The sequence below is a fragment of the Shewanella cyperi genome (genome assembly GCF_017354985.1).
GTDB classification, from domain to species: Bacteria; Pseudomonadota; Gammaproteobacteria; order Enterobacterales; family Shewanellaceae; genus Shewanella; species Shewanella cyperi.
In genome coordinates this window covers 3,492,827-3,512,243 of sequence record NZ_CP071501.1, presented here as the reverse complement: position 1 = coordinate 3,512,243, position 19,417 = coordinate 3,492,827, and the positions used below count along the sequence as shown (strand labels likewise).

The 19,417-nt window shown below is 59.5% G+C and carries 13 protein-coding genes; 9 read left to right on the top strand and 4 right to left on the bottom strand.

The genetic code is table 11. The features are described from left to right. Nucleotides 1-21 precede the first annotated feature (21 nt). The 5 genes from JYB84_RS15575 to rraB all read left to right on the top strand — a co-directional run bounded on the left by JYB84_RS15575 (nucleotide 22) and on the right by rraB (nucleotide 4,162). Nucleotides 22-1,152, top strand: a complete 1,131-nt coding sequence (locus tag JYB84_RS15575) for a hypothetical protein (RefSeq protein ID WP_207320930.1) — start codon at nucleotides 22-24, stop codon at nucleotides 1,150-1,152. Beyond that, complete coding sequence (locus JYB84_RS15570; RefSeq protein ID WP_207320929.1) at nucleotides 1,136-2,041, top strand: metal ABC transporter solute-binding protein, Zn/Mn family; 906 nt, start codon at nucleotides 1,136-1,138, stop codon at nucleotides 2,039-2,041. The genes JYB84_RS15575 and JYB84_RS15570 overlap by 17 nt, the downstream gene beginning before the upstream one ends. A gap of 1 nt (nucleotide 2,042) precedes the next feature. Further along, on the top strand, nucleotides 2,043-2,828 hold the full coding sequence (locus tag JYB84_RS15565) for a metal ABC transporter permease (protein WP_207320928.1): 786 nt from the start codon (nucleotides 2,043-2,045) through the stop codon (nucleotides 2,826-2,828). 117 nt (nucleotides 2,829-2,945) lie between these two features. After that, entirely contained in the window at nucleotides 2,946-3,671 is a 726-nt protein-coding gene (locus JYB84_RS15560) for a 1-acylglycerol-3-phosphate O-acyltransferase (protein ID WP_207320927.1), read from the top strand. Nucleotides 3,672-3,745: 74 nt separating this feature from the next. Beyond that, nucleotides 3,746-4,162 (top strand): ribonuclease E inhibitor RraB, encoded by a 417-nt coding sequence (gene rraB, locus JYB84_RS15555; RefSeq protein ID WP_207320926.1) that lies wholly within the window; start codon nucleotides 3,746-3,748, stop codon nucleotides 4,160-4,162. A 107-nt stretch (nucleotides 4,163-4,269) separates the two neighbouring features. Here the strand turns inward: rraB and JYB84_RS15550 are convergent, their stop codons facing one another. After that, the gene (locus tag JYB84_RS15550; RefSeq protein ID WP_207320925.1) at nucleotides 4,270-5,229 is read right to left on the bottom strand and encodes a GGDEF domain-containing protein; all 960 of its coding nucleotides are present in this window, start codon (nucleotides 5,227-5,229) and stop codon (nucleotides 4,270-4,272) included. Between the two features lie 11 nt (nucleotides 5,230-5,240). After that, nucleotides 5,241-6,245 carry a response regulator gene (locus tag JYB84_RS15545; protein WP_207320924.1) on the bottom strand — a complete coding sequence of 335 codons (1,005 nt, stop codon included), beginning with the start codon at nucleotides 6,243-6,245 and terminating at the stop codon, nucleotides 5,241-5,243. A gap of 240 nt (nucleotides 6,246-6,485) precedes the next feature. Between JYB84_RS15545 and JYB84_RS15540 the strand changes: the two genes are divergently transcribed. Then, nucleotides 6,486-7,292: a crotonase/enoyl-CoA hydratase family protein gene (locus tag JYB84_RS15540; RefSeq protein WP_207320923.1), complete on the top strand. Its 807-nt coding sequence runs from the start codon at nucleotides 6,486-6,488 to the stop codon at nucleotides 7,290-7,292. A gap of 13 nt (nucleotides 7,293-7,305) precedes the next feature. On the opposite strand, the gene JYB84_RS15535 is transcribed toward JYB84_RS15540, so the two are convergent. Both JYB84_RS15535 and rapA read right to left on the bottom strand, forming a co-directional pair. Further along, the gene (locus JYB84_RS15535) at nucleotides 7,306-8,133 is read right to left on the bottom strand and encodes a DUF3530 family protein (protein WP_207320922.1); all 828 of its coding nucleotides are present in this window, start codon (nucleotides 8,131-8,133) and stop codon (nucleotides 7,306-7,308) included. Between the two features lie 92 nt (nucleotides 8,134-8,225). Further along, entirely contained in the window at nucleotides 8,226-11,135 is a 2,910-nt protein-coding gene (gene rapA, locus JYB84_RS15530) for an RNA polymerase-associated protein RapA (RefSeq protein ID WP_207320921.1), read from the bottom strand. A gap of 305 nt (nucleotides 11,136-11,440) precedes the next feature. On the opposite strand from rapA, the gene JYB84_RS15525 reads away from it, so the two are divergent. From JYB84_RS15525 to JYB84_RS15515, 3 genes are all read left to right on the top strand, one after another. Then, entirely contained in the window at nucleotides 11,441-12,835 is a 1,395-nt protein-coding gene (locus JYB84_RS15525) for a PhoH family protein (protein ID WP_207320920.1), read from the top strand. 171 nt (nucleotides 12,836-13,006) lie between these two features. Then, complete coding sequence (locus tag JYB84_RS15520; RefSeq protein WP_207320919.1) at nucleotides 13,007-16,717, top strand: response regulator; 3,711 nt, start codon at nucleotides 13,007-13,009, stop codon at nucleotides 16,715-16,717. Between the two features lie 255 nt (nucleotides 16,718-16,972). Beyond that, on the top strand, nucleotides 16,973-19,369 hold the full coding sequence (locus JYB84_RS15515) for a zinc-dependent metalloprotease (protein WP_207320918.1): 2,397 nt from the start codon (nucleotides 16,973-16,975) through the stop codon (nucleotides 19,367-19,369). Nucleotides 19,370-19,417: the final 48 nt, after the last annotated feature.

Here is a 19,417-nt window from a genome sequence, read left to right as displayed (position 1 = left end):
CGACAGCATTCAGGAGTTTGTATGCGTTTTGCTATTGCCCACGCGGGGCTGTTAACCACAGGTGTTATCTCTTCGGCCGCATTGGCGGCGGATCCTTCTTTATCCAACCCGGCACTGAGCCTGGTACTCGACGGCTATTATCAGACCGCCGAGCGCCCCATGGCCGAGCGCGCTGAGGGTTTTGGTCTGGGCGAAACCGAGTTGGCAATAAGTGCCAGCATAGATGACATGTTCTATGGCAAGGCCACCGCCGTGTTTGAAGACGGTGAGGTTAACCTGGAAGAAGCCTTTATCCAGACCCTGGCACTGCCCGAGGGCTTTTCGGTCCGTGCCGGTCGTTTCATGTCGGACATTGGCTATCTGAACAACCAGCATCTGCACACGGACAGCTTCAGCGACAGACCCGTGGCCTATCGTGCCTTCCTCGGCGGTCACTATTTTGATGACGGTGTGCGTCTGGATTATCTGGCGCCAACCGAACTTTACTGGAGCATGGGCCTGGAGGCCTTCAAGGGTGAGAGCCTGAGGGCGGAAGATGAAACCGGTCTGCGGGAATTTGATGAGCTGGGGGTGTTGACCGCGTTCACCAAGCTGGGGGGCGACTTTGACGAATCCAGCTCCTGGCTGCTGGGGCTGAGCTATCTGCATAACCGCAATGGCAGCGCCGGACCACACCAAGAAGAGGCCGTCGCCGAAGATGACCATGGCGGCCATCAGCACAATGCCGGTTACACAGGGGAAAATACCCTGAGTGCCGCCTTTGTTTACAAGTGGGCTCCCCAAGGGAACTACAAGTACCGCCATCTGACCCTGAGCGGTGAATACTTCCGCGTCAGCGGTATTCAGGATGCAGAGCCGGATCTCAGGGACTACCATCAGGGCTGGTATCTGAGCGGTGCCTACCAGTTGAGTCCAAGCTGGTCAGTGGCGGCCCGTTATGGCGAGCTGGATGCGGTGGATCTGGAGGCGGAGCAGTTGCAAAAGCTCAAGGAAACCGAGCTGAGCCTGGCCTGGCACCACAGCCATTTCTCCACTGTGAGGTTGCAATACACCCATCAGCAAGGAACCCACTTCGACGCGTTAAGCGACGATAATATTCTCACTTTGCAATATGTTATGTCTCTGGGGGCCCACGGTGCGCATCAATTCTAAACTGCTTGGGGCCCTGCTGGCCCTGTCATTCGGCCACAGCTCAATGGCGATGGCCGCCCTGAATATCTTTGCCTGTGAACCCGAGTATGGAGCCCTGGCCAAGGAGCTGGCGCCCGGCGCCAAGATCTATACCGCCACCACAGCGATGCAGGATCCCCATCAGGTGCAGGCACGTCCCAGCCTGATTGCCAAGATGCGCCAGGCGGATCTGGTTGCCTGTGCCGGTGCCGATCTGGAAATTGGCTGGCTGCCCATGTTGCAGATGAAATCCGCCAATGCCGCGGTGCGCGAAGGTAGCGATGGTCTGTTCTTCGGTGCCGATCAGGTGGAGCCCCTGGACAAGCTGGCCAGTGTCGACCGCAGCATGGGCGACGTCCATGCCAAGGGCAATCCTCACCTGCAATTCGATCCCGAGCGTATGTTGAGGGTGGCGCGTGCCTTCAGTGACAGGCTCAAGCAGCTCGACCCGGAAGCGGCCGCCGACTACGAGGCCGCCCATGCCGACTTCGCCGCCCGCTGGCAGGCCGCCACCACGCGCTGGCAGGCCCAGGCCGAGCCGCTCAAGGGCAAGAAGGTGATCGCCTACCACACCACCTTTCGCTACCTGTTCAACTGGCTGGGTATAAGCCAGGAGGCCGATCTGGAGCCCAAGCCCGGATTGCCTCCCACAAGTGGTCACCTGGCAAGCCTGGTGGAGCGGGCCAAGGCCGGTGACATCCTGGCCATAGTGGTGGCTTCCTATCAGGACGAGCGCGGTGCCCGCTGGTTGTCCGACAAAACAGGTGTGCCTGTGTTGATCTTGCCCGCGTCTGTGGGCGCCAACGACCAGAGTCAGGACCTTTTCGGTCTCTACGACAACGTCCTGGCGCAACTGCTGGGAGGCAAGTGACATGGATATGGAATTGCTCGGCATATTGTTGCCGGCACTGGCGGCGGGGGTGTTGGTTATCTCCACCCACGTGGTGCTCGGCAAGCAGGTGCTCAAGCGCGGCATCATCTTTATCGATCTGGCCATAGCCCAGGTGGCGGCCCTTGGCGCCATAGTGGCCCATCTCAATGAAGATCTGGAACACTTACCCTTTGTCCACATGTGGATGCCGGCGCTGTTTGCCCTGGCCGGCGCCGGGCTGATAGCCTGGCTGTCGAAACGCCTGGTGGGTGAGCTTGAGGCCATGATAGGTTGCTTTTACGTGTTGGCGGCGGTGGCGGCCATGTTGCTGCTGTCCAACGATCCCCACGGCGCCGAGTTGCTCAAGCAGCTGATGTCCGGGCAAATTCTCTGGGTCAGCTGGGAGCAGTTGTTGCTGCCGGCGCTGGTGTCTGTGCTGGTGCTGGCGCTGATTGCTGCCAAACCCAGGGTGCTCGATGGCGCAGCCTTCTACCTGCTGTTTGCCCTGGTGATTACCCTGTCGGTGGAGCTGGTGGGGGTATATCTGGTGTTCAGCACCCTGATACTGCCGGCCCTGGCCCTTAACCGTTACCAGGGGCGCTATGCCCTGGCGCTGGCCTATGGTGTCGGCCTGGCGGGTTACCTGTTGGGGCTGGTGTTGTCTGCCAGTTTGGATCTGCCCAGCGGTGCTGCCATAGTGGCGACCTTGGCCCTGTGTGCCTTCGTTTTCCGCATCGCCAGCCATGGCAGGCGGGGCTCCCCCGGCACTGAAAATATCATCGACTAGGACAAGTTGTTGATAGATAGATGGATTAAAAATTACGGCGTACAAGTGTAAACATAGTGTTTGAGCTGCAGCAGCGCTGTAGCTATACTGTCGCCGTTATTTTCACCGGAGTGCGTCGTGCTGTTAATCGCCAGATCCCTGTTGTTGGCCCTGTTGTTGCTGTTGGTTTTTGTGGTCGGCAGCCTCGCCTGTTTACTGCGCCCCCGTCACCGTGACAATGTACATATGTTCGCCAGGTGGTTCTCCGCCGCGGCGCCGATATTGGGGGTGAAACTTATTGTTCGCCGTTCAACGGCTGCTGGCAGCGAACCCTGCATCTATCTCGCCAACCATCAGAATAATTACGATATTTTTACCCATACCGCCGCCGTGCCCCGTGGCACTGTGAGTCTGGGCAAGAAGAGCCTGGCCTGGATGCCGCTGTTTGGCCAAATCTATTGGCTGTCCGGCAATATTCTGATTGAGCGCAACAACCGTAGCCGGGCTTTCGAGACCATGGCCAACACGGTACGCAAGATAAAAGACAAATGCCTGTCGGTGTGGATTTTCCCCGAGGGTACCCGCTCCCGCGGCCGCGGTTTGCTGCCCTTCAAGGCCGGCGCTTTCCACACGGCCATCGCCGCCGGTGTGCCCATGGTGCCGGTGCTGGCCTCCAATCAGTGCCATATAAATCTCAATCGTTGGGATAATGGCGTGGTCATCATCGAAATGATGGACCCCATTGAGACCCAGGGACTCGACCGTTCCCATGTGAAGGCGCTGTCGGAGCGCATCCATGCGGCCATGGCGGCCAAACTGGAAGCACTCAATCAGGAGGCGGCCAGCCTGATGCAGCGCGCCTGAAAAGGGCATGTTATACTCGCGCACTATCAGGGGCAGCACTGTGCCCGTAAGCCCAGCCAAGGTGGAGACAGCCAATGTCGATTGAACGTCAGTTAAAGGAGCAGTTGGAAGAGAATCGCGAGATAGTCAAAGCGCTGCTCGATGATGGTTCCGATCCAGACGCCGAGTATGTGATTGAACATCATTTTTCCAGCACCAATTTTGACCGCCTGGAAAAGGCCGCCGTGGATGCCTTCAAACTGGGCTTCGAGGTGAACGATGCCGAAGAAATGGAGCTGGATGACGGCATGACCATCTTCTGCTTCGATGCCATCGCCAGCCACAAGCTGGACCTGGCGCTGCTGGACAAGGCCAGCGAGCAATTGCTGCAGTTGGCCGATAAGCAAAAGGTGGAATACGATGGTTGGGGCACCTATTTTATGGGTGACGAAGATGACCTCGATGAAGAAGACGAGGATGATCTGGACGACGACGGTTTCCCCCGCGACTGATAGACAAAATTCAATAAAAAAAGCCCATCTTTGATGGGCTTTTTTTATGGTTCTTCGCAGCTGGCCGTCAGCCGGCTATTCCTCAAAGCTGCTATTCCTCAAAGCTGCTATTCCTCAAAGATGATAGAGCGGTTACGCCCTTCCTGCTTGGCCTGGTACAGGGCATGGTCGGCATTGGACAGCCACATGGAGGCACTCTCCACGGGATCCCCCACCTCGGCTATGCCCAGGCTGATGGTGACCTGTATGCTCTGGCCTTCGAACTGGATGGGGCTGGCGGCGATGCGGGTCCGCAGCCGCTCGGTGAAATGCCAGGCATCCCGGGCGCGGGTGTTGGACATCACCACCGCAAATTCTTCGCCGCCATAACGGCCGGCGCAATCGGTTTCCCGCAGCGACTGGCTGAGGATATGGGCTATGTGCTGGATGACCTTGTCACCGGCCATATGGCCATAGGTGTCATTGACCCGCTTGAAATGATCTATGTCGAACATCACCAGACTGGCGGAATCGCCGTAGCGGGAGAAGCGCTCATACTCGTGGTTCATGCACTGCTGCCAGTGGCGCCGGTTAAACAGCTGGGTCAGGCCGTCGGTCTGACTCAGGTGTTCCAGTTGGGTGTTGGCGGCCTTGAGTTGCAGCTTGTTGATGGCGATGTCGGTCACGTCATAAACAATCATGCTCAGGTGAGTCACTTGACCCGTCAGCGATGCCAGCGGCAACAGGGTAACGTTCTGGTACATGAACTCGGCCCGACCTGTGATGGGGCGATAGTTTTTGAACTTGAACACAAAGGGCCTTTGCTCCCAGCTGATAAAGGCGCGGTTTTTCAGCAGGAACACAGACTCCATCTTCTGCTTCAGCCAGTTGGCGGGCAGATTGGGAAATTGTTCGAACAGGTTGCAACCCTTGATGGCATTGGGGGAGATGCCACTGTGGTTTTCCATAAAACCGTTCCACAGCTGGATATTGAAATTTCTGTCCAGCACCACCAGCCCCACCTCTATGGTTTGCACCATATCGATGAGCCAGTGAAGTTCGTTCATTGCATCTGCATTTTGCGCCATGGCTGGGATTTCTACTCCGGATCCAGAAGGTAACCGAGCTTATAGCTCAGGGTGGGCAGCGAGTCTTCGGTAAACAACAGCAGCAGATCGCACTCAATGTTGTGATCTTCGATGCGATAGTTGATCTCCATCGCCAGGGTGCGTTGCCATTTTTCGGCATTGTCGTGGATCAGATCATTGACAGTGCAGTGGCGCCCGAGCACCACTGGGTGGCCCTGGCTGAACTGCATGTCCAGCTGCTCGGAAATACCGTTGAGGAAGGCGCCAATCAGCACATTGCCTGTGTCGATTAACATTTCGACCTCGGTATTGGCATCGTCGGGGTTGTTGAGCCCCATGAGCTTGGCCATGTCGGCGAAGCTGGAGTCATGGAACAGCAGCAGGGCCTCGCCGGCAATCCCGGCGCCGATAAAGCCCTGGCACAGAGCGGAGATCTTCTTCGACGACTCGGTGGCCTTGAGGGCCATGGTCAGCTCGCTGACTTCCAGCACATTGACGTTGGGGATTGGCAACAACACGAACACATCCAGCAGCTTGGCCAGCAGATCCGCCGCTCGGCCCATGGCCACGTTGGCGATTTCCTGGCAGGCATCGCGCAGGTCCACCTTGACCATGTCACTTTGCAAGGCAGGATCCTGTGTGCCCAATTCGCTGAGAATACCGTAGTCCTGCAAAATGGCGGCAATGGCATCGGCACTGACGGGCTTTTGGATAAAGTCCAGCGCCCCCAGGGCCTTAACCCGCTCGTGTGCCTTAATCTGAATATCGCCCGACACCACTATTACCAGTGCCGGCAGATCCTGCTGCTGTATGGTTTGCAGCACCTCATAACCGTCCATTACCGGCATATTGAGGTCGAGAAACACCACCTCGCCCTTGCCGGCACGGATCGCTTCCAGGCCCTCGGCGCCGTTGGCAGCATAGGTTATCTCCACATCCCAGTCCTTGGGCAGGGTGCGGGCCATCTGCTTTCTGGCCATGGCCGAATCGTCGCAAATCAGTACCGGAAGCGCCATAGGGGGTCGGGATCCTCACTTATTCTTATTATTGAAGATAACACCAAAAATTCTGGGGCGCGGAAAAATGGTGTTGGTCAGCGGTTTAGCCCGGTAATGTCGTGGCATGGGGCCAAGGTCAAAGGTGTTTGGCGTCAATAAAATGTCGGACGTCAAAACTTCCGCGTATGTTAGCCCTATTAGGTGAATATGCCAAATGTGTTAACATTTAATCTGGACAGACCAGTAAGGAATGATTTCATGGATTGGCATACCCTCAGCGTAGAGCGCCGCGGCCCCCTGGCCCTGGTCAGCCTCAATAGACCGGAGAAGCTAAACGCAGTTAATTTTCAAATGTTTCAAGAGCTTGATAAGTTAATCAAGCAGCTTGGCCGCGACAGCAGCCTGAGGGCCGTGGTGCTGAAGGGGGCCGGTGGCAGCTTCAGTTCCGGTCTCGACGTCAAAAGCGTGATGGCCTCGCCCTGGCAGGCTGTGCGCTTGCTGTTCAAGGGCTTACCCGGCAATGCCAACCTGGCACAGCGGGTGTCATTGGGCTGGCAGCGCTTGCCCGTCCCTGTGATTGCCGTGCTTGAGGGGCGTTGTTACGGTGCCGGCATGCAGATAGCCCTGGGGGCGGATTTCCGCCTGGCGGCACCGGATGCGGAACTGTCCATTATGGAGGCCAAATGGGGTCTGGTACCGGACATGGCCGGATTGGTGGCCCTGCGGCAAATTCTGCCCAAGGACAAGGCCATGGAATTGACCATGACCGCAGAATGCCTGCCTGCGGCCAAAGCGGCTGAATTGGGGTTGGTGACCCGGGTGGAGGCCGAACCCTTGGCGGCGGCCCTGGCCCTGGCAGAGCGCCTGTGTGAGCGGTCGCCGGACGCATTGGCGGCCATCAAGCTCAGCACCAATCGCAGCTGGAGCGCGGGCTTAAGATCCCTGTTGTCGCGGGAAAGTCGCTATCAGATAAGATTGCTGCTCGGTGCCAATGCCAAAATCGCCGCCAAGCGCCAGCTCAAGGATGCCGATGCGCCCTACCGGCCAAGGCAGAGGTTTTGGTAGCCCGGATGAAAAGCTAGGGCTGGCTCAGGCGCCAGGCAAAACCCCTGATCTCCTGCAAGGCATCGGCCCAGGCGCTGGGGCTGTGCAGATCCAGTGCCAGTAATTGCTGGCGATATTCCAGCCCCGACTTGGCTGCCGAAGCCGAACGCCTGGCCTCGGCGGCCTTCTGGGCCGCAGCATGGGCGTCCGGTGACACCAGATCCAGCACAGGCACACTCAGGCCCGCCAGCATGGGCGGCAGCTGCACATGCAGCGGCGCCGCATCGCTGTAGGGATTGATCACCACCAGCAGATCCGGCGGTGACAGCTTGTTGTCCGCCAGCAGTTTGATCACCAATGCCGCACTCCTGTTTTGAGCCAGCAACACCCGCTTGCCGGGAAAATCACTGCCTATACCGTCGAGGGCGGTCAGTTCTCCCTCAAGCCAGCTCAGCTGCGCCCCGAGCTGGGCCTCAAGCTGCTGCTCGGTGTATTTTTCCGTGGCCTTGTCCCTTGGCAGCCGGGTTTCACCGTCACCGGCCTGGGCTATCTCGGCCGGATCCGTGGCAAAGTTGGGGTAGGGGGGATTGCCCGGCGGAGTGACGCTGATGCTGGCCCAGCCCAAGGGGGCCAACTCACTGTGCAGGTAGGCTATCAGTCCCTGGCTGTCCGCCTGCTGCCCGGTGTCGGCCACCAGGATCACAGCGCCGTGGCGCTGTTTGCCTTCCCAGGCTTGCACCAGGGGCGGTTTGGGGGCGGGGTTGTTCAGCACCTGTTGGTCGGTTTCCGCCAAAGCGAGCGGTGACAGCAGCGAGGTAAGGAGTATCGGCAGTAGGGGGCGCATGGATGGCACGGGAGTCATGGGCTATGGCCCAAGCTTAACCCAGGGTGGCTGCCAATGCACGGCCACCCTGGGCTTGTCGCTCAAAACCCGGATCAGGTTCAATTAACGGCTCAGGCGTGACTCACCAGCACCAGACGAATGGCATCGAGCTGCAACTGGGTGTCGCCGAGGTAGCCGGACAACTCCTGCATCTGGTTGCGGATAAAGCTCAGTTCCTCGTCACGGATATTGGGGTTGACCGCCTTGAGGGCTTCCAGACGGGCCAGTTCGCCGCCCAGTTGCTGATCCATCCTCTGTCCTGCCTGCTTTACCAGGTCGGCCAGAGCCTCGGCGGCCATGGCCTCGCCCTTGGCAAACAGCGGATGCAGCAGGGTTTGGGAAGCGTTCACCAGCTTGCTGGCGATATGGCGGTTCACCGCACTCAACTGCTTGTCGAAGCTCTCGTAATCCACCTTGGCCGACAGGTTGTTGCCGCCCTTGTCCATCAGCACCCGGATAGGTGTCGGGGGCAGATAGCGGTATAGCTGGCTCGACTTGGGCGCCGTGGTTTCGGCCATATAGATCAGCTCCAGGAACAGGGTGCCCGCCGGCAGAGCCTTGTTCTTGAGCACGGCCACGCTGGTGCTGCCGGTGTCAGAACCTGTGATCAGATCCAGGCCCGTCTGCACCAAGGGGTGCTCCAGGGTGATCAGGGCAATATCGTCCCGTGACAGGGCGGTATCCCGGTCGAAAGTGACGGTCACCCCATCTTCGCTGAGACCTGGATAGGTGGGGAACATCATGTGCTCGCTGGGGCGCAGCACTATGCAGTTCTCGCCCCTGTCTTCCTGATCGAGACCTATGATGTCCCACAGGCGGATCACGGCGGCAATCAGCGCAGTGTCACCGTCTGCGGCCGCCAGGCGCGCCACCAGGGCATTGGCCTTGCTGCCGCCATGGCTGTTGAGCTCCAGCAGCTTGTCGCGGCCGTGCTCCATGGCATCCTTGAGTTCCTTGTAACGGGCACGGGTGGCCGACAGCAGGTGCGCCGCATCGTCCTCGTCGGCATCGCCGGCCAGCACCTGCAGCAGGGCTTCGCGGAATTCACCGAACAGTATGTGGCCGCCGGGGCAGGTGAGTTCGAAGGCGTTCAGGCCCTCATGGTACCAGTGCAGCAGTTTTTCCTGGGCCGTGTCCTCAAGGAAGGGTAGGTGAATTTGTACATCGTGCTTCTGGCCGATACGGTCGAGACGGCCGATGCGCTGTTCCAGCAGGTCCGGGTTCAGCGGCAGATCGAACAGCACCAGATGGCTGGCGAACTGGAAGTTACGGCCCTCTGAGCCGATTTCGGAGCAGATCAGCGCCTGGGCACCGCCCTCTTCCTGGGCAAAGTAAGCCCCGGCCTTGTCCCGTTCAATGATAGACATGCCCTCGTGGAACACCGTGGCGGCTATACCTTCGCGGGTGCGCAGCGCTTCTTCCAATGCCAGCGCCGTTTCGGCACGGCTGGCGATCACCAGCACCTTCTTGCTGCGGTGGTTCTTGAGGAAATCCAGCAACCAGTTGACCCTGGGGTCAAACTTCCACCAGCTGGCGTTGTTGTCATCGAATTCCTGGTACAGCTTTTCCGGGCTCAGGGCCTGGGCCGCCTTGGCCTCCAGGGTGCGGGCGCCGCCCATCATGGCGTTGACCCGGCTGGCGGTGGCGTATTGCTCCGGCATGGGGTAGCCGTAGCTGTGGAAGATACGCTTGGGGAAGCCCTTGACCGAGGCGCGGCTGTTGCGGAACAACACCCGGCCGGTGCCGTGGCGGTCCAGCAGCTCCTGCAGCAGTTCTTCGCGGGCGGCGACGTGCAGTTCATCGTCCAGGTTGGGGGCCTGGATCTGGCGTATGGCCGGCGCTATGTCTTTCTCCGACAGCAGTTCGGTCAGGCTGTTGATGGCGGCATCGCTTAATGGCTTGTCACCGGCCAGGGCCTCGGCAGCCTCGGCCACGGCGCGGTAGCCGGCCTCTTCCTGGATGAAGGCGTCGTAATCAAAGAAACGGTCGGGATCCAGCAGGCGCAGACGGGCGAAGTGGCTCTGGTGACCCAGCTGGTCTGGGGTAGCGGTCAGCAGCAGCACACCGGGCACCACGGCCGCCAGGGCTTCAACCACCTGGTAGGCGCGGCTCGGTTCGTCTTCGCTCCACTCCAGGTGATGGGCTTCGTCCACCACCAGCAGATCCCAGTCGGCGTCGAGGGCCTGGTCGAGGCGGCGCTTCTTGCGCAGCAGCTCCAGGGAGCAGATCACCAGCTGTTCCGTGTAGAAGGGGTTATCGTGATCGGCAAAGGCCTCAACACAGCGGTCCTCGTCAAAGACAGAGAAGCGCAGGTTAAAGCGGCGCAGCATTTCCACCAGCCATTGGTGCCTCAGGGTGTCGGGCACTATCACCAGTACCCGCTCGGCGCGGCCGGTTTGCAGCTGTTGATGGATAATCAGACCGGCCTCAATGGTTTTACCCAGGCCCACCTCGTCCGCCAGCAATACCCTCGGCGCGTGACGGCGACCCACCTCGTGGGCAATCCACAACTGATGGGCAATCAGGCCCACCCTGGGGCCCTGCAGGCCCAGCAGATCCGAGCTGGCCAGTTGGTGGCGCAGCAGTTGGCTCTTATAGCGCACCCCGAAGCGGTCGAGCCTGTCGATTTGGCCGGCAAACAGCCTGTCCTGGGGCTTGTTGAAGCGAATATTGTGCTCCAGCAGGGTTTCCCGCAGGCTGGTGATTTCCCCTGTGTCGCAGTGCTCGCCGTGGTAGATCACCAGGCCATTTTTTTCTTCCACATGGCTGACCTTGAGGCTCCAGCCATCGGCACTGGTGATGACGTCTCCGGGATTGAAGATCACCCGGGTAAGGGGCGCATCGGCCTGGGCAAACATACGGTTTTCGCCGGTGGCAGGAAACAGCAGGCCCACCATGCGACCTTCCACCTGTACAACGGTTCCCAAACCTAATTCCGACTCGCTGTCACTGATCCAGCGTTGCCCTAATGCGAACGACATCTTAACACTCTCAACTATGGGGGTATGCTCAAAGGGCGCGTATGTTATACCAAGCGCCGGGAGATTTAAATCATCCCTGAGCCTAGTCTGAGCCGGGATAGAATACAAATTGACCAGGGGGGAGGCGCTGTCACCCGGGCGTCATAAAAGGCGCATTACACTGGCTTGGGGTTATTTACTTCCGCCTGTGGCCTGTATTAAGTTAAAGACAGGGCTTGAAATAACTTTCATGTCCCTCACCCGCCACTGAAAAGGAGCCCTCAGACGTAACCATACACCCTATGTCACGCAACCCCGGAGGCGCCATGGAACAAGACGACAGAAAGTTGTTTGTATTGGATACCAATGTCTTATTGCACGAACCCTTAGCCATATATTCCTTTAAAGAACACGATGTCGTAGTACCTATGACGGTACTGGAAGAACTGGACCAGATTAAGGACAGAAAACGCGATGTCAGCCGCGACGCCAGAGTCGCCATCCGCGCCCTGGAAGACACCCTCGGTGGCAAGACCACCCCGGAAGAGATAGTCAAGGGCGTACCCCTCCCGGCCCGCGAAGGTCACGGCGATGCCACAGGCACCCTGGCCATATTCCCCGACCACCAGCTGGAATTCAGCACGGAGAACCTGCCCGGCGATCACAACGACAACCGCATTATCAATACCGCGCTGCACCTGCAAAAACTCCATGCCCCCAGAACCGTGGTGCTGGTTACCAAGGACATCAATATGCGTCTCAAGGCCAAGGGCGCAGGCATCAAGATAGTGGAGGACTATCGCACCGACCAGCTGATCGACGATATTCGCTTTTTGACCAAGGGATTCCATCAGTTTGACGGCAACTTCTGGGAACACCTGAACAAGGTGTCCACCACCCGCCACGGTCGCAATACTGTGCACGAAGTGCCGCTCAAGGATCTGGAAAGCGACCACTTGTACATCAACCAATACCTGATAGACGAAGAGTCGGACTTCTGTGGCCGGGTATCGGCCCGGGACGATTCCCACCTGCATATCCTCGACCTCGGCCGTGCCCGGCTGCTGAACCAGGAGGCCTGGGGCATCAGGCCGAAGAACATCTACCAGGGCATGGCGCTGCAGGCGCTGCTGGATCCGGAAATCGACATGGTGATACTGACCGGCCCAGCCGGTTGCGGTAAGACCCTGCTGGCGATGGCGGCGGCGCTGGAGCTGGTGGTGGAGCGCAACCAGTACGACAAGATTATCGTCACCCGCAACACCCCGGAAATTGCCGAATCCATCGGCTTTTTGCCCGGCACAGAGGAAGAAAAGATGGCACCCTGGTTGGCTGCGGTTACCGATACTCTGGAGGTGCTGCACAAGAATGACGTCAACCCACACGGCTCCATGAATTACATCATGGAAAAGGCCAATATCCAGTTCAAATCCATCAACTTTATGCGTGGCCGTTCCATCCAGAATGCCGTGGTGCTGCTGGATGAATGTCAAAACCTCACCGCCTCGCAGATCAAAACCATGATCACCCGCATGGGCGAGGGCACCAAGCTTATCTGCAGCGGCAACCTGTCGCAGATAGACTCCAACTACCTGACGGCCGTGACCTCGGGCCTGACCTACATAGTGGAGCGCTTCAAAAACTTCGAGGGCAGTGCCAACGTTTACCTCAACGGCGTGGTGCGTTCGCGCCTGGCGGAGTTCGCCGAGGAACACCTCTGACCCCTGAGAAAACGGCCCCGTGGGGCCGTTTTTTATTGCCAAGTGCATGTATTTAAAGCGCTAATGAAAAGGCTGCCCGCCGAATAAAATTTTGGGACAGTGGCCTGCTTCCTGCTACTATATCCCATCGGACAAGACCCGGGCGGCCCAGGGTCGCTGCAAAGGTACCCCATGAAATCGAGCGAGCCGGATCTCCAGCTGAAATCACCCATCCAGCGCAACTACAACAGGGCTGTGTTCTACACCTACATAGGGGTGATAGTGCTCGCCTGCCTGACCGCCTGGGTATTCTTCGACAGGCAGAAGACCCAGCTGATGGAACAGCGCGAAGAGCAGATTGCCCGCCATGTGCTGCAAATCGACCTGCTGCTGGAATCCAGCATCCGTGCGGTCAAGAGTATGCGCGACGTGGCCGTGGACCATTTGCGTCTGGGGGAGTCCGTGCTCAAGCAGCGCCTGCCCAGGTACGGCAAATTCAATGAAAGCGGCCAGTACTTTACGCTGGAACCCACATATGCCGAGAACGGCAAACCCTTCACCAACATGGGGCGGATCACGGGCACAGGTTCACTGGAAGGCCGCAGCGACAAGTTTTACCAGGAGCTGGAGATGCTGTTTGAGCTGTCTCTGGCCTTCCCGGTGGCCAAGGAGGCGGCGCCCAAGGCCTCGGCCATCTACTACGTCTCCAAGCGGCGGATGATGTCCTATTATCCATGGCCCTCCGACGAGCAGCGATTCCGCGATGAATTGCTGAACAAAAAACAGTTCCAGTACGCCACCCCGGCCATGAACCCCCAGCGCAGCGTGTTCTGGAGTGAAGCCTATGTGGACTCCAGCGACAAGGGCCTGCTGACCACGCTCGGTGTGCCCATCTACCTTGGGGATGAGTTCATCGGCTCCATCAACCTGGACATGACCCTGGCGTCCCTGGCCAAGCAAATCCGCCTTTATTTCAAGATGCCGGGCACTGTTATCCTGCTGGACCAGACCAACAATATCCTGTCGCACTCGGATATAGAGGGCGATGACATCAACCGGGTGTACCACATCAGCCAGCGTATTCCCTCTGAGCTGCATTCCCTGCCGGAATCCGAGCTGTTCGATGCCCACGACGGCATGATCCGCAACGGCTACTACATCCACTCGGTGGCGCTGCACAACGCCCCCTGGCGGTTGCTGTATATCCAGGATGTGGACGAGCTGTTCCAGGACTCCTGGGAAAAGCTGCAGATGACCTTTATTTTGGTGGTGCTGGCCCTGTCTGTGCTGGTGACCATAGTGCACTGGCAGACCCGCCGCTCCTTCGTGAATCCAGCCTCGCGGCTGCTGTCGCACCTGGAAGGCTGCTCGGTGCAGCCGCGCAAGGTGCCGCAGAAGATCACCCCCGGCTGGGAGCCATGGTTCCAACTTGTCAGCCGTATTTTTGAAGAAAACCAGCAATATACCCGTCACCTGGCGGAGCAGAACAAGCGCCTCGACAAACTGGTGGGCCGCCGTACCGAACGTCTGCGGGAAGCTACAGAGCGGCGCGAGCGGGAATACGCCCTGCTGCGATCGCTTTTGGACTCCATCCCCGAGGCCATTGTGTTCAAGGACAAGGAAGGCCACTACCTGGGCTGTAACAAGGCGGCCGAGCGCATGTTGGGTTACACCGAAAGCGAGATGATAGGCCTGTCGCCGGAGGAACTCACCAGTCCGGAGCAGGGCCGCCGTATCCGCGCCGAGGACGAGCGGGTGCTGAGCGAGCGCGCGCCGCTGCGCTATCAGGAAAAGGTGGAGCTGGCCGGCAAGCCCGTGCTGCTGGACACCCTCAAGTTGCCCTTCTATAACCGCCGCGGCGAACTGCAGGGCCTGATTGCCGTGTGGCGTGACGTGACCCGCGAATTCGAGTCCGCCGAGCAGCTGCGGCTGTCGGAGGAACGCTATCACCTGGCCATGGACGCGGTGGAAGACGGCCTGTGGGACTGGTATCTGGATTCGGAGCAGATCATCTGCAACGCCGCTTACTTCTCCATGCTGGGCTACAAGGCCGATGAATTCCCGGCGCTGCTGAGCACCATAGACGAGCTTATTCACCCTGACGATCGTATCCGGGTGCAGGAATACCGCGAGCAATACCTCAAGGATCCCGTCAGCACCTATGAAATTGAATTCCGTATGCGCGCTGCCGGCGGCGACTACCTCTGGGTGCTGAGCCGGGGCCGGCTGGTGGAATTTACCCAGGACGGCCAACCCAAGCGTATGGTGGGTACCCACAAGGACATCACCCGCTCCAAGAGCAACGAAGTGGCGCTGTTGGAAGCCAAGCAGGACGCGGAACTGGCCAACCTGTACAAGAGTGAATTCCTGGCCAACATGAGCCATGAAATCCGCACCCCGATGAACGCCATTATCGGTATGTTGCAGCTGGCGGGCCGCACCGCCCTGACCGAGCAGCAGCGGGACTACCTCGACAAGGCCGGTTTCTCGGCCCAGTCGCTGCTGCGGATCATCAATGACATCCTCGACTTCTCCAAGATTGAGGCCGGTAAGCTGGAGCTGGAACGGGTTGCCTTCCCGCTGGACAAGGTGCTCGACCATGCCCTTGACCTCAACGCCCTCAAGGCCCAGGAGAAGGGCGTCGAGTTGCTGCTGTATGCGCCGGTCACCGCCGGCTTGATGTTGCAGGGCGACCCCCTGCGTCTGGGACAGGTGCTGATCAACCTGCTGTCGAACGCGGTCAAGTTTACCCAGAGCGGTGAAATCGAGCTGGGCTGCGAGGACGTGGGCGAGCGCGATCACCGCATCACCCTCAAATTCTGGGTCCGCGACACCGGCATAGGTATCAGCCGCGATCAGCAGGACAAGCTGTTCGACGCCTTCGCCCAGGCCGATGGTTCCACCACCCGCAAGTACGGCGGTACCGGCCTGGGGCTGTCCATCAGCAAACATCTGGTGTCCATGATGGGCGGCAAGATGCAGGTCCACAGCGAGCCCGGTGTCGGCAGTACCTTCAGCTTTACCCTGAGCTTCGAGATTGCCGCCGAGGCCAAGGTCACGCCCCTGGTGGTGCCGGAGCGGCTCAACAGCCTGCGCACCCTGGTGGTGGACGATAACCCCACGGCGCTGCAGATTTATTCCTCCCTGCTCAAGGACTTCCACTTTGTGGTGGACACGGCCACCACGGGTGCCGAGGCCCTGTTCAAGCTGGAGCAGAATCCTGTGGATCTCTTGCTGCTGGACTGGATGATGCCTGAGATGGACGGCCAGCACGTGCTCGATGCCATAGATGAAATGGTCGCAGACGGACGCCTCGCGGTGCGGCCGGTGATCATCATGATGACGGCCTATGCCGCCGAGCCGCTGCAAAGCGACATCGACGGCGAGCGGGTGTTTGCCCTGTTGCAGAAGCCCTTCAAGGCCTCGGCGCTGTTCGATCAGATCATCGCCGCCTTCGCCGGTCCCAAGCCGGCGGTGTTGCCGCCGGAAGAAAAGGCCGAGGAAGAGGGTGAACACAAGGGCCTGGTGCTGCTGGTGGAAGACAACTTTATCAACCAGCAGGTGGCCACCGAGCTGCTCAAGAGCGCAGGTTACGAGGTGGACGTGGCCGACAACGGCCAGGTGGCGCTGGACATGGTGGACAAGCGTGCCTACGACGCCGTGCTGATGGACATTCAGATGCCGGTGATGGACGGGCTCACCGCCGCCGGTGAGCTGCGCAAGCGATACAGCAGCGAAGCGCTGCCGATCATCGCCATGACGGCCCACGCCATGTCCGGCGACCGGGAAAAGAGCCTGGCGGCGGGCATGAACGCCCATATCACCAAGCCCATAGTCTTGACTGAGCTGTTCGATACCTTAAGTCACTGGATTGGCTACAAGGAAAAGCACAACAAAGCTTGAGTCAGGTTTTAACTGAATCAGGTTTTAACATGGGTGCTGACCGGCATTATGGCCGACACCTTGATCAACATCCTGAGCCACTGGATTGGCTACAAGGAAAAGCACAGTAAAGCCTGACGGGGCAGCAGAAAGTGGTAAAAGCGCAAAATCAGTCAAGTATGGGAATAACTTGAGCTATTTGCGCTTGCCTGTGGCCGGGGATGGGGTAGTCTGGATGGCAAACTGCAACCAGAACAAGCATAACAAGGAGTTTGCATGCGTCCCTACAGCCTCGCCCTGGCGTTGTTGCTGGCCCTCGGCGCCGCCGCGCCCCAATCCCAGGCCGCCCCAGATGCCACTGTTATCAGCCAACAAAGCAAAAAGGCCGCCGGTTTCCTCGATTTCTATTACCACAACGACGGCCAGCTATACCTGAGTCCGACCCGGCTCAAGAAACCCTTTCTGCTGCTGACCAGCCTGCCCCAGGGTGTGGGCTCCAATGACATAGGTCTCGACCGTGGCCAGCTGGGCCGCACCCGTCTGGTGCAGTTTGAACGCCTGGGGCCCGACATCATATTGCGGGAACTCAACAGCCGTTACCGCGCCGACAGCGATTCGGCCCCCGAACGCCGCGCCGTGCGGGAGGCCTTTGCCGAATCCGTGCTCTGGCGTGCCGCCCTGGTGCCCGGCAAACAGCCGCTGGTGCCACTGAACGAACTCTTGATCCAGGACTTGCACGGGGTGGCCGACAGCCTCAAGGCCGCAGGTCAGGGCGAATTCCAGCTCGATAAACAGCGCTCGCTGATTATCCCTGAAGGGGTTAAATCCTTTGAGCGCAACAGCGATGTGGATGTGCTGCTGACCTTTTCCTCCGCCAAGCCCGGCGCCTATGTGGCCCAGGTGACGCCGGATCCCAAGTCCGTGTCAATCCGTACCCGGGTGTCCTTTATCGCCCTGCCTGAGGCGGGTTATGAACCCAGGGACTATCTGGCCTACAGCGGTTACCTGATGGATGAATACCTGGACTATGGCACCGCCGTGGACCAGAGCGTGGTGCGCCGCCACATATTGCGTCACCGGCTGCAGAAAAAGGTTCCGGGCCCCGCCCCCTCTGAGGTGGTCAAGCCCATAGTCTATTATCTGGATCCCGGTGTGCCCGAGCCTATCCGCAGCGCACTGCTGGACGGTGGCCGCTGGTGGAGTGAAGCCTTTGATGCCGCAGGTTTTATCGGCGGCTTCAAAATGGAACTGCTGCCGGAGGACGCCGATCCCCAGGATGTGCGCTACAACGTGGTCCAGTGGGTGCACAGGGCCAGCCGCGGCTGGTCCTATGGCTCGGCGGTGGCCGATCCGCGCACCGGCGAGATCATCAAGGGCCATGTGACTCTGGGCAGCCTGAGGGTCAGGCAGGATCATCTGATAGCCCGCGGCCTCACCGCCGGCTGGGATGACAGACAGGCCGCCGCCGATGCGGCCATGGGCTTGTCCCTCGCCCGTATCCGCCAGCTGGCGGCCCACGAGATAGGCCATACCCTGGGGCTGGAGCACAACTTTGCCGCCTCCAGCAATGACAACAGCTCTGTGATGGACTATCCCCATCCGCAAATCGGCATCCAGGCGGGACAGATAGACATAAGCCAGGCCTATGGCACGGGTGTCGGCGCCTGGGACAAGTTTGCCATCGCCTACGGTTACGGCGATTTCGGCAAGGGTGAGGCCGGGCGTCAGGCCCTGGCCGAACTGGTGCGTCAGGCCCAAAGCCAGGGACTCAGATACATAGGTGAGGCCGACTCCCGTCGTGCCGATGCCAGCCACGCCTACGCCAGTTTGTGGGATAACGGCAGCGATCCCGTGGCCGAACTCAACCGCCTGCAACAGGTGCGCCGTTTGGCGCTGGACAAGTTCGGCCCCGAGGCCCTGCTGCCCGGCGACCCCCAGGGCGAGCTGGCTGATGCCCTGGTGCCTTTGTACCTGCTTAGCCGCTATCAGATAGAGGCCGCGGCCAAGTTTATCGGCGGCACAGACTACAGCTACCAGGACCGCAATGGCAGTTGGCAATACATAGCCCCCGAGCTGCAACGCCAGGCCCTCAGTGCCGTACTGGCCACCCTGGCACCCGAGTCTTTGACCCTGCCACGGGAACTGACCGAACTGCTGGTGCCCAAGGCCGGCAGTTACGGCGATACCAGGGAAAGCTTCGCCCGTGGTACCGGGGTCATCAGCGACCCTCTGGCCATGGCCGAGGTGCTGGGGCGCCACAGCGTCCACAGCCTGCTGTGGCCAAGGCGCCTGAACCGGGTGGCGGAGGCGGCGCTTAATGATCGCGAGCAGTTGGGTATAGCCGAGCTGGTGGACAGCCTGCTGGCCAAGACCCTGTATCTGGATAACCCCACAGGGCCGGAGCGCGGCCCCTGGCTCAGGGTCAATGCCGTGGTGGTGGATGAACTGTTGCAGGCACTGCACAGCCCCGATTGCAGCACAGAGGTTCGGGCGCAGTTGGCGGCACGTCTTGATGATCTGCAACAGCAGCTCAAGCGCCGCGCCAGTAGGGGCAGCGCGGATCTCGCCGCCCATTACAACTTCCTCGCTGGCGCGATTGGCAAGGGCATGGACGACAGCCAGTATCGTCTGATCCCCAATCCCATGGCCATGCCGCCGGGTTCGCCCATTTAAGCATTTGAATTAAAAGGCGCCTACGGGCGCCTTTTTGATTCACTTCAG

Bases quoted from the DNA above. Each gene is read 5' to 3' on its own strand.
- rapA (WP_207320921.1), bottom strand. From the start codon at position 11,135: ATGTCGTTCGCATTAGGGCAACGCTGGATCAGTGACAGCGAGTCGGAA.
- JYB84_RS15535 (WP_207320922.1), bottom strand. From the start codon at position 8,133: ATGACTCCCGTGCCATCCATGCGCCCCCTACTGCCGATACTCCTTACC.
- JYB84_RS15575 (WP_207320930.1), top strand. From the start codon at position 22: ATGCGTTTTGCTATTGCCCACGCGGGGCTGTTAACCACAGGTGTTATC.
- rraB (WP_207320926.1), top strand. From the start codon at position 3,746: ATGTCGATTGAACGTCAGTTAAAGGAGCAGTTGGAAGAGAATCGCGAG.
- JYB84_RS15550 (WP_207320925.1), bottom strand. From the start codon at position 5,229: ATGGCGCAAAATGCAGATGCAATGAACGAACTTCACTGGCTCATCGAT.
- JYB84_RS15515 (WP_207320918.1), top strand. From the start codon at position 16,973: ATGCGTCCCTACAGCCTCGCCCTGGCGTTGTTGCTGGCCCTCGGCGCC.
- JYB84_RS15540 (WP_207320923.1), top strand. From the start codon at position 6,486: ATGGATTGGCATACCCTCAGCGTAGAGCGCCGCGGCCCCCTGGCCCTG.
- JYB84_RS15525 (WP_207320920.1), top strand. From the start codon at position 11,441: ATGGAACAAGACGACAGAAAGTTGTTTGTATTGGATACCAATGTCTTA.
- JYB84_RS15565 (WP_207320928.1), top strand. From the start codon at position 2,043: ATGGATATGGAATTGCTCGGCATATTGTTGCCGGCACTGGCGGCGGGG.
- JYB84_RS15520 (WP_207320919.1), top strand. From the start codon at position 13,007: ATGAAATCGAGCGAGCCGGATCTCCAGCTGAAATCACCCATCCAGCGC.
- JYB84_RS15545 (WP_207320924.1), bottom strand. From the start codon at position 6,245: ATGGCGCTTCCGGTACTGATTTGCGACGATTCGGCCATGGCCAGAAAG.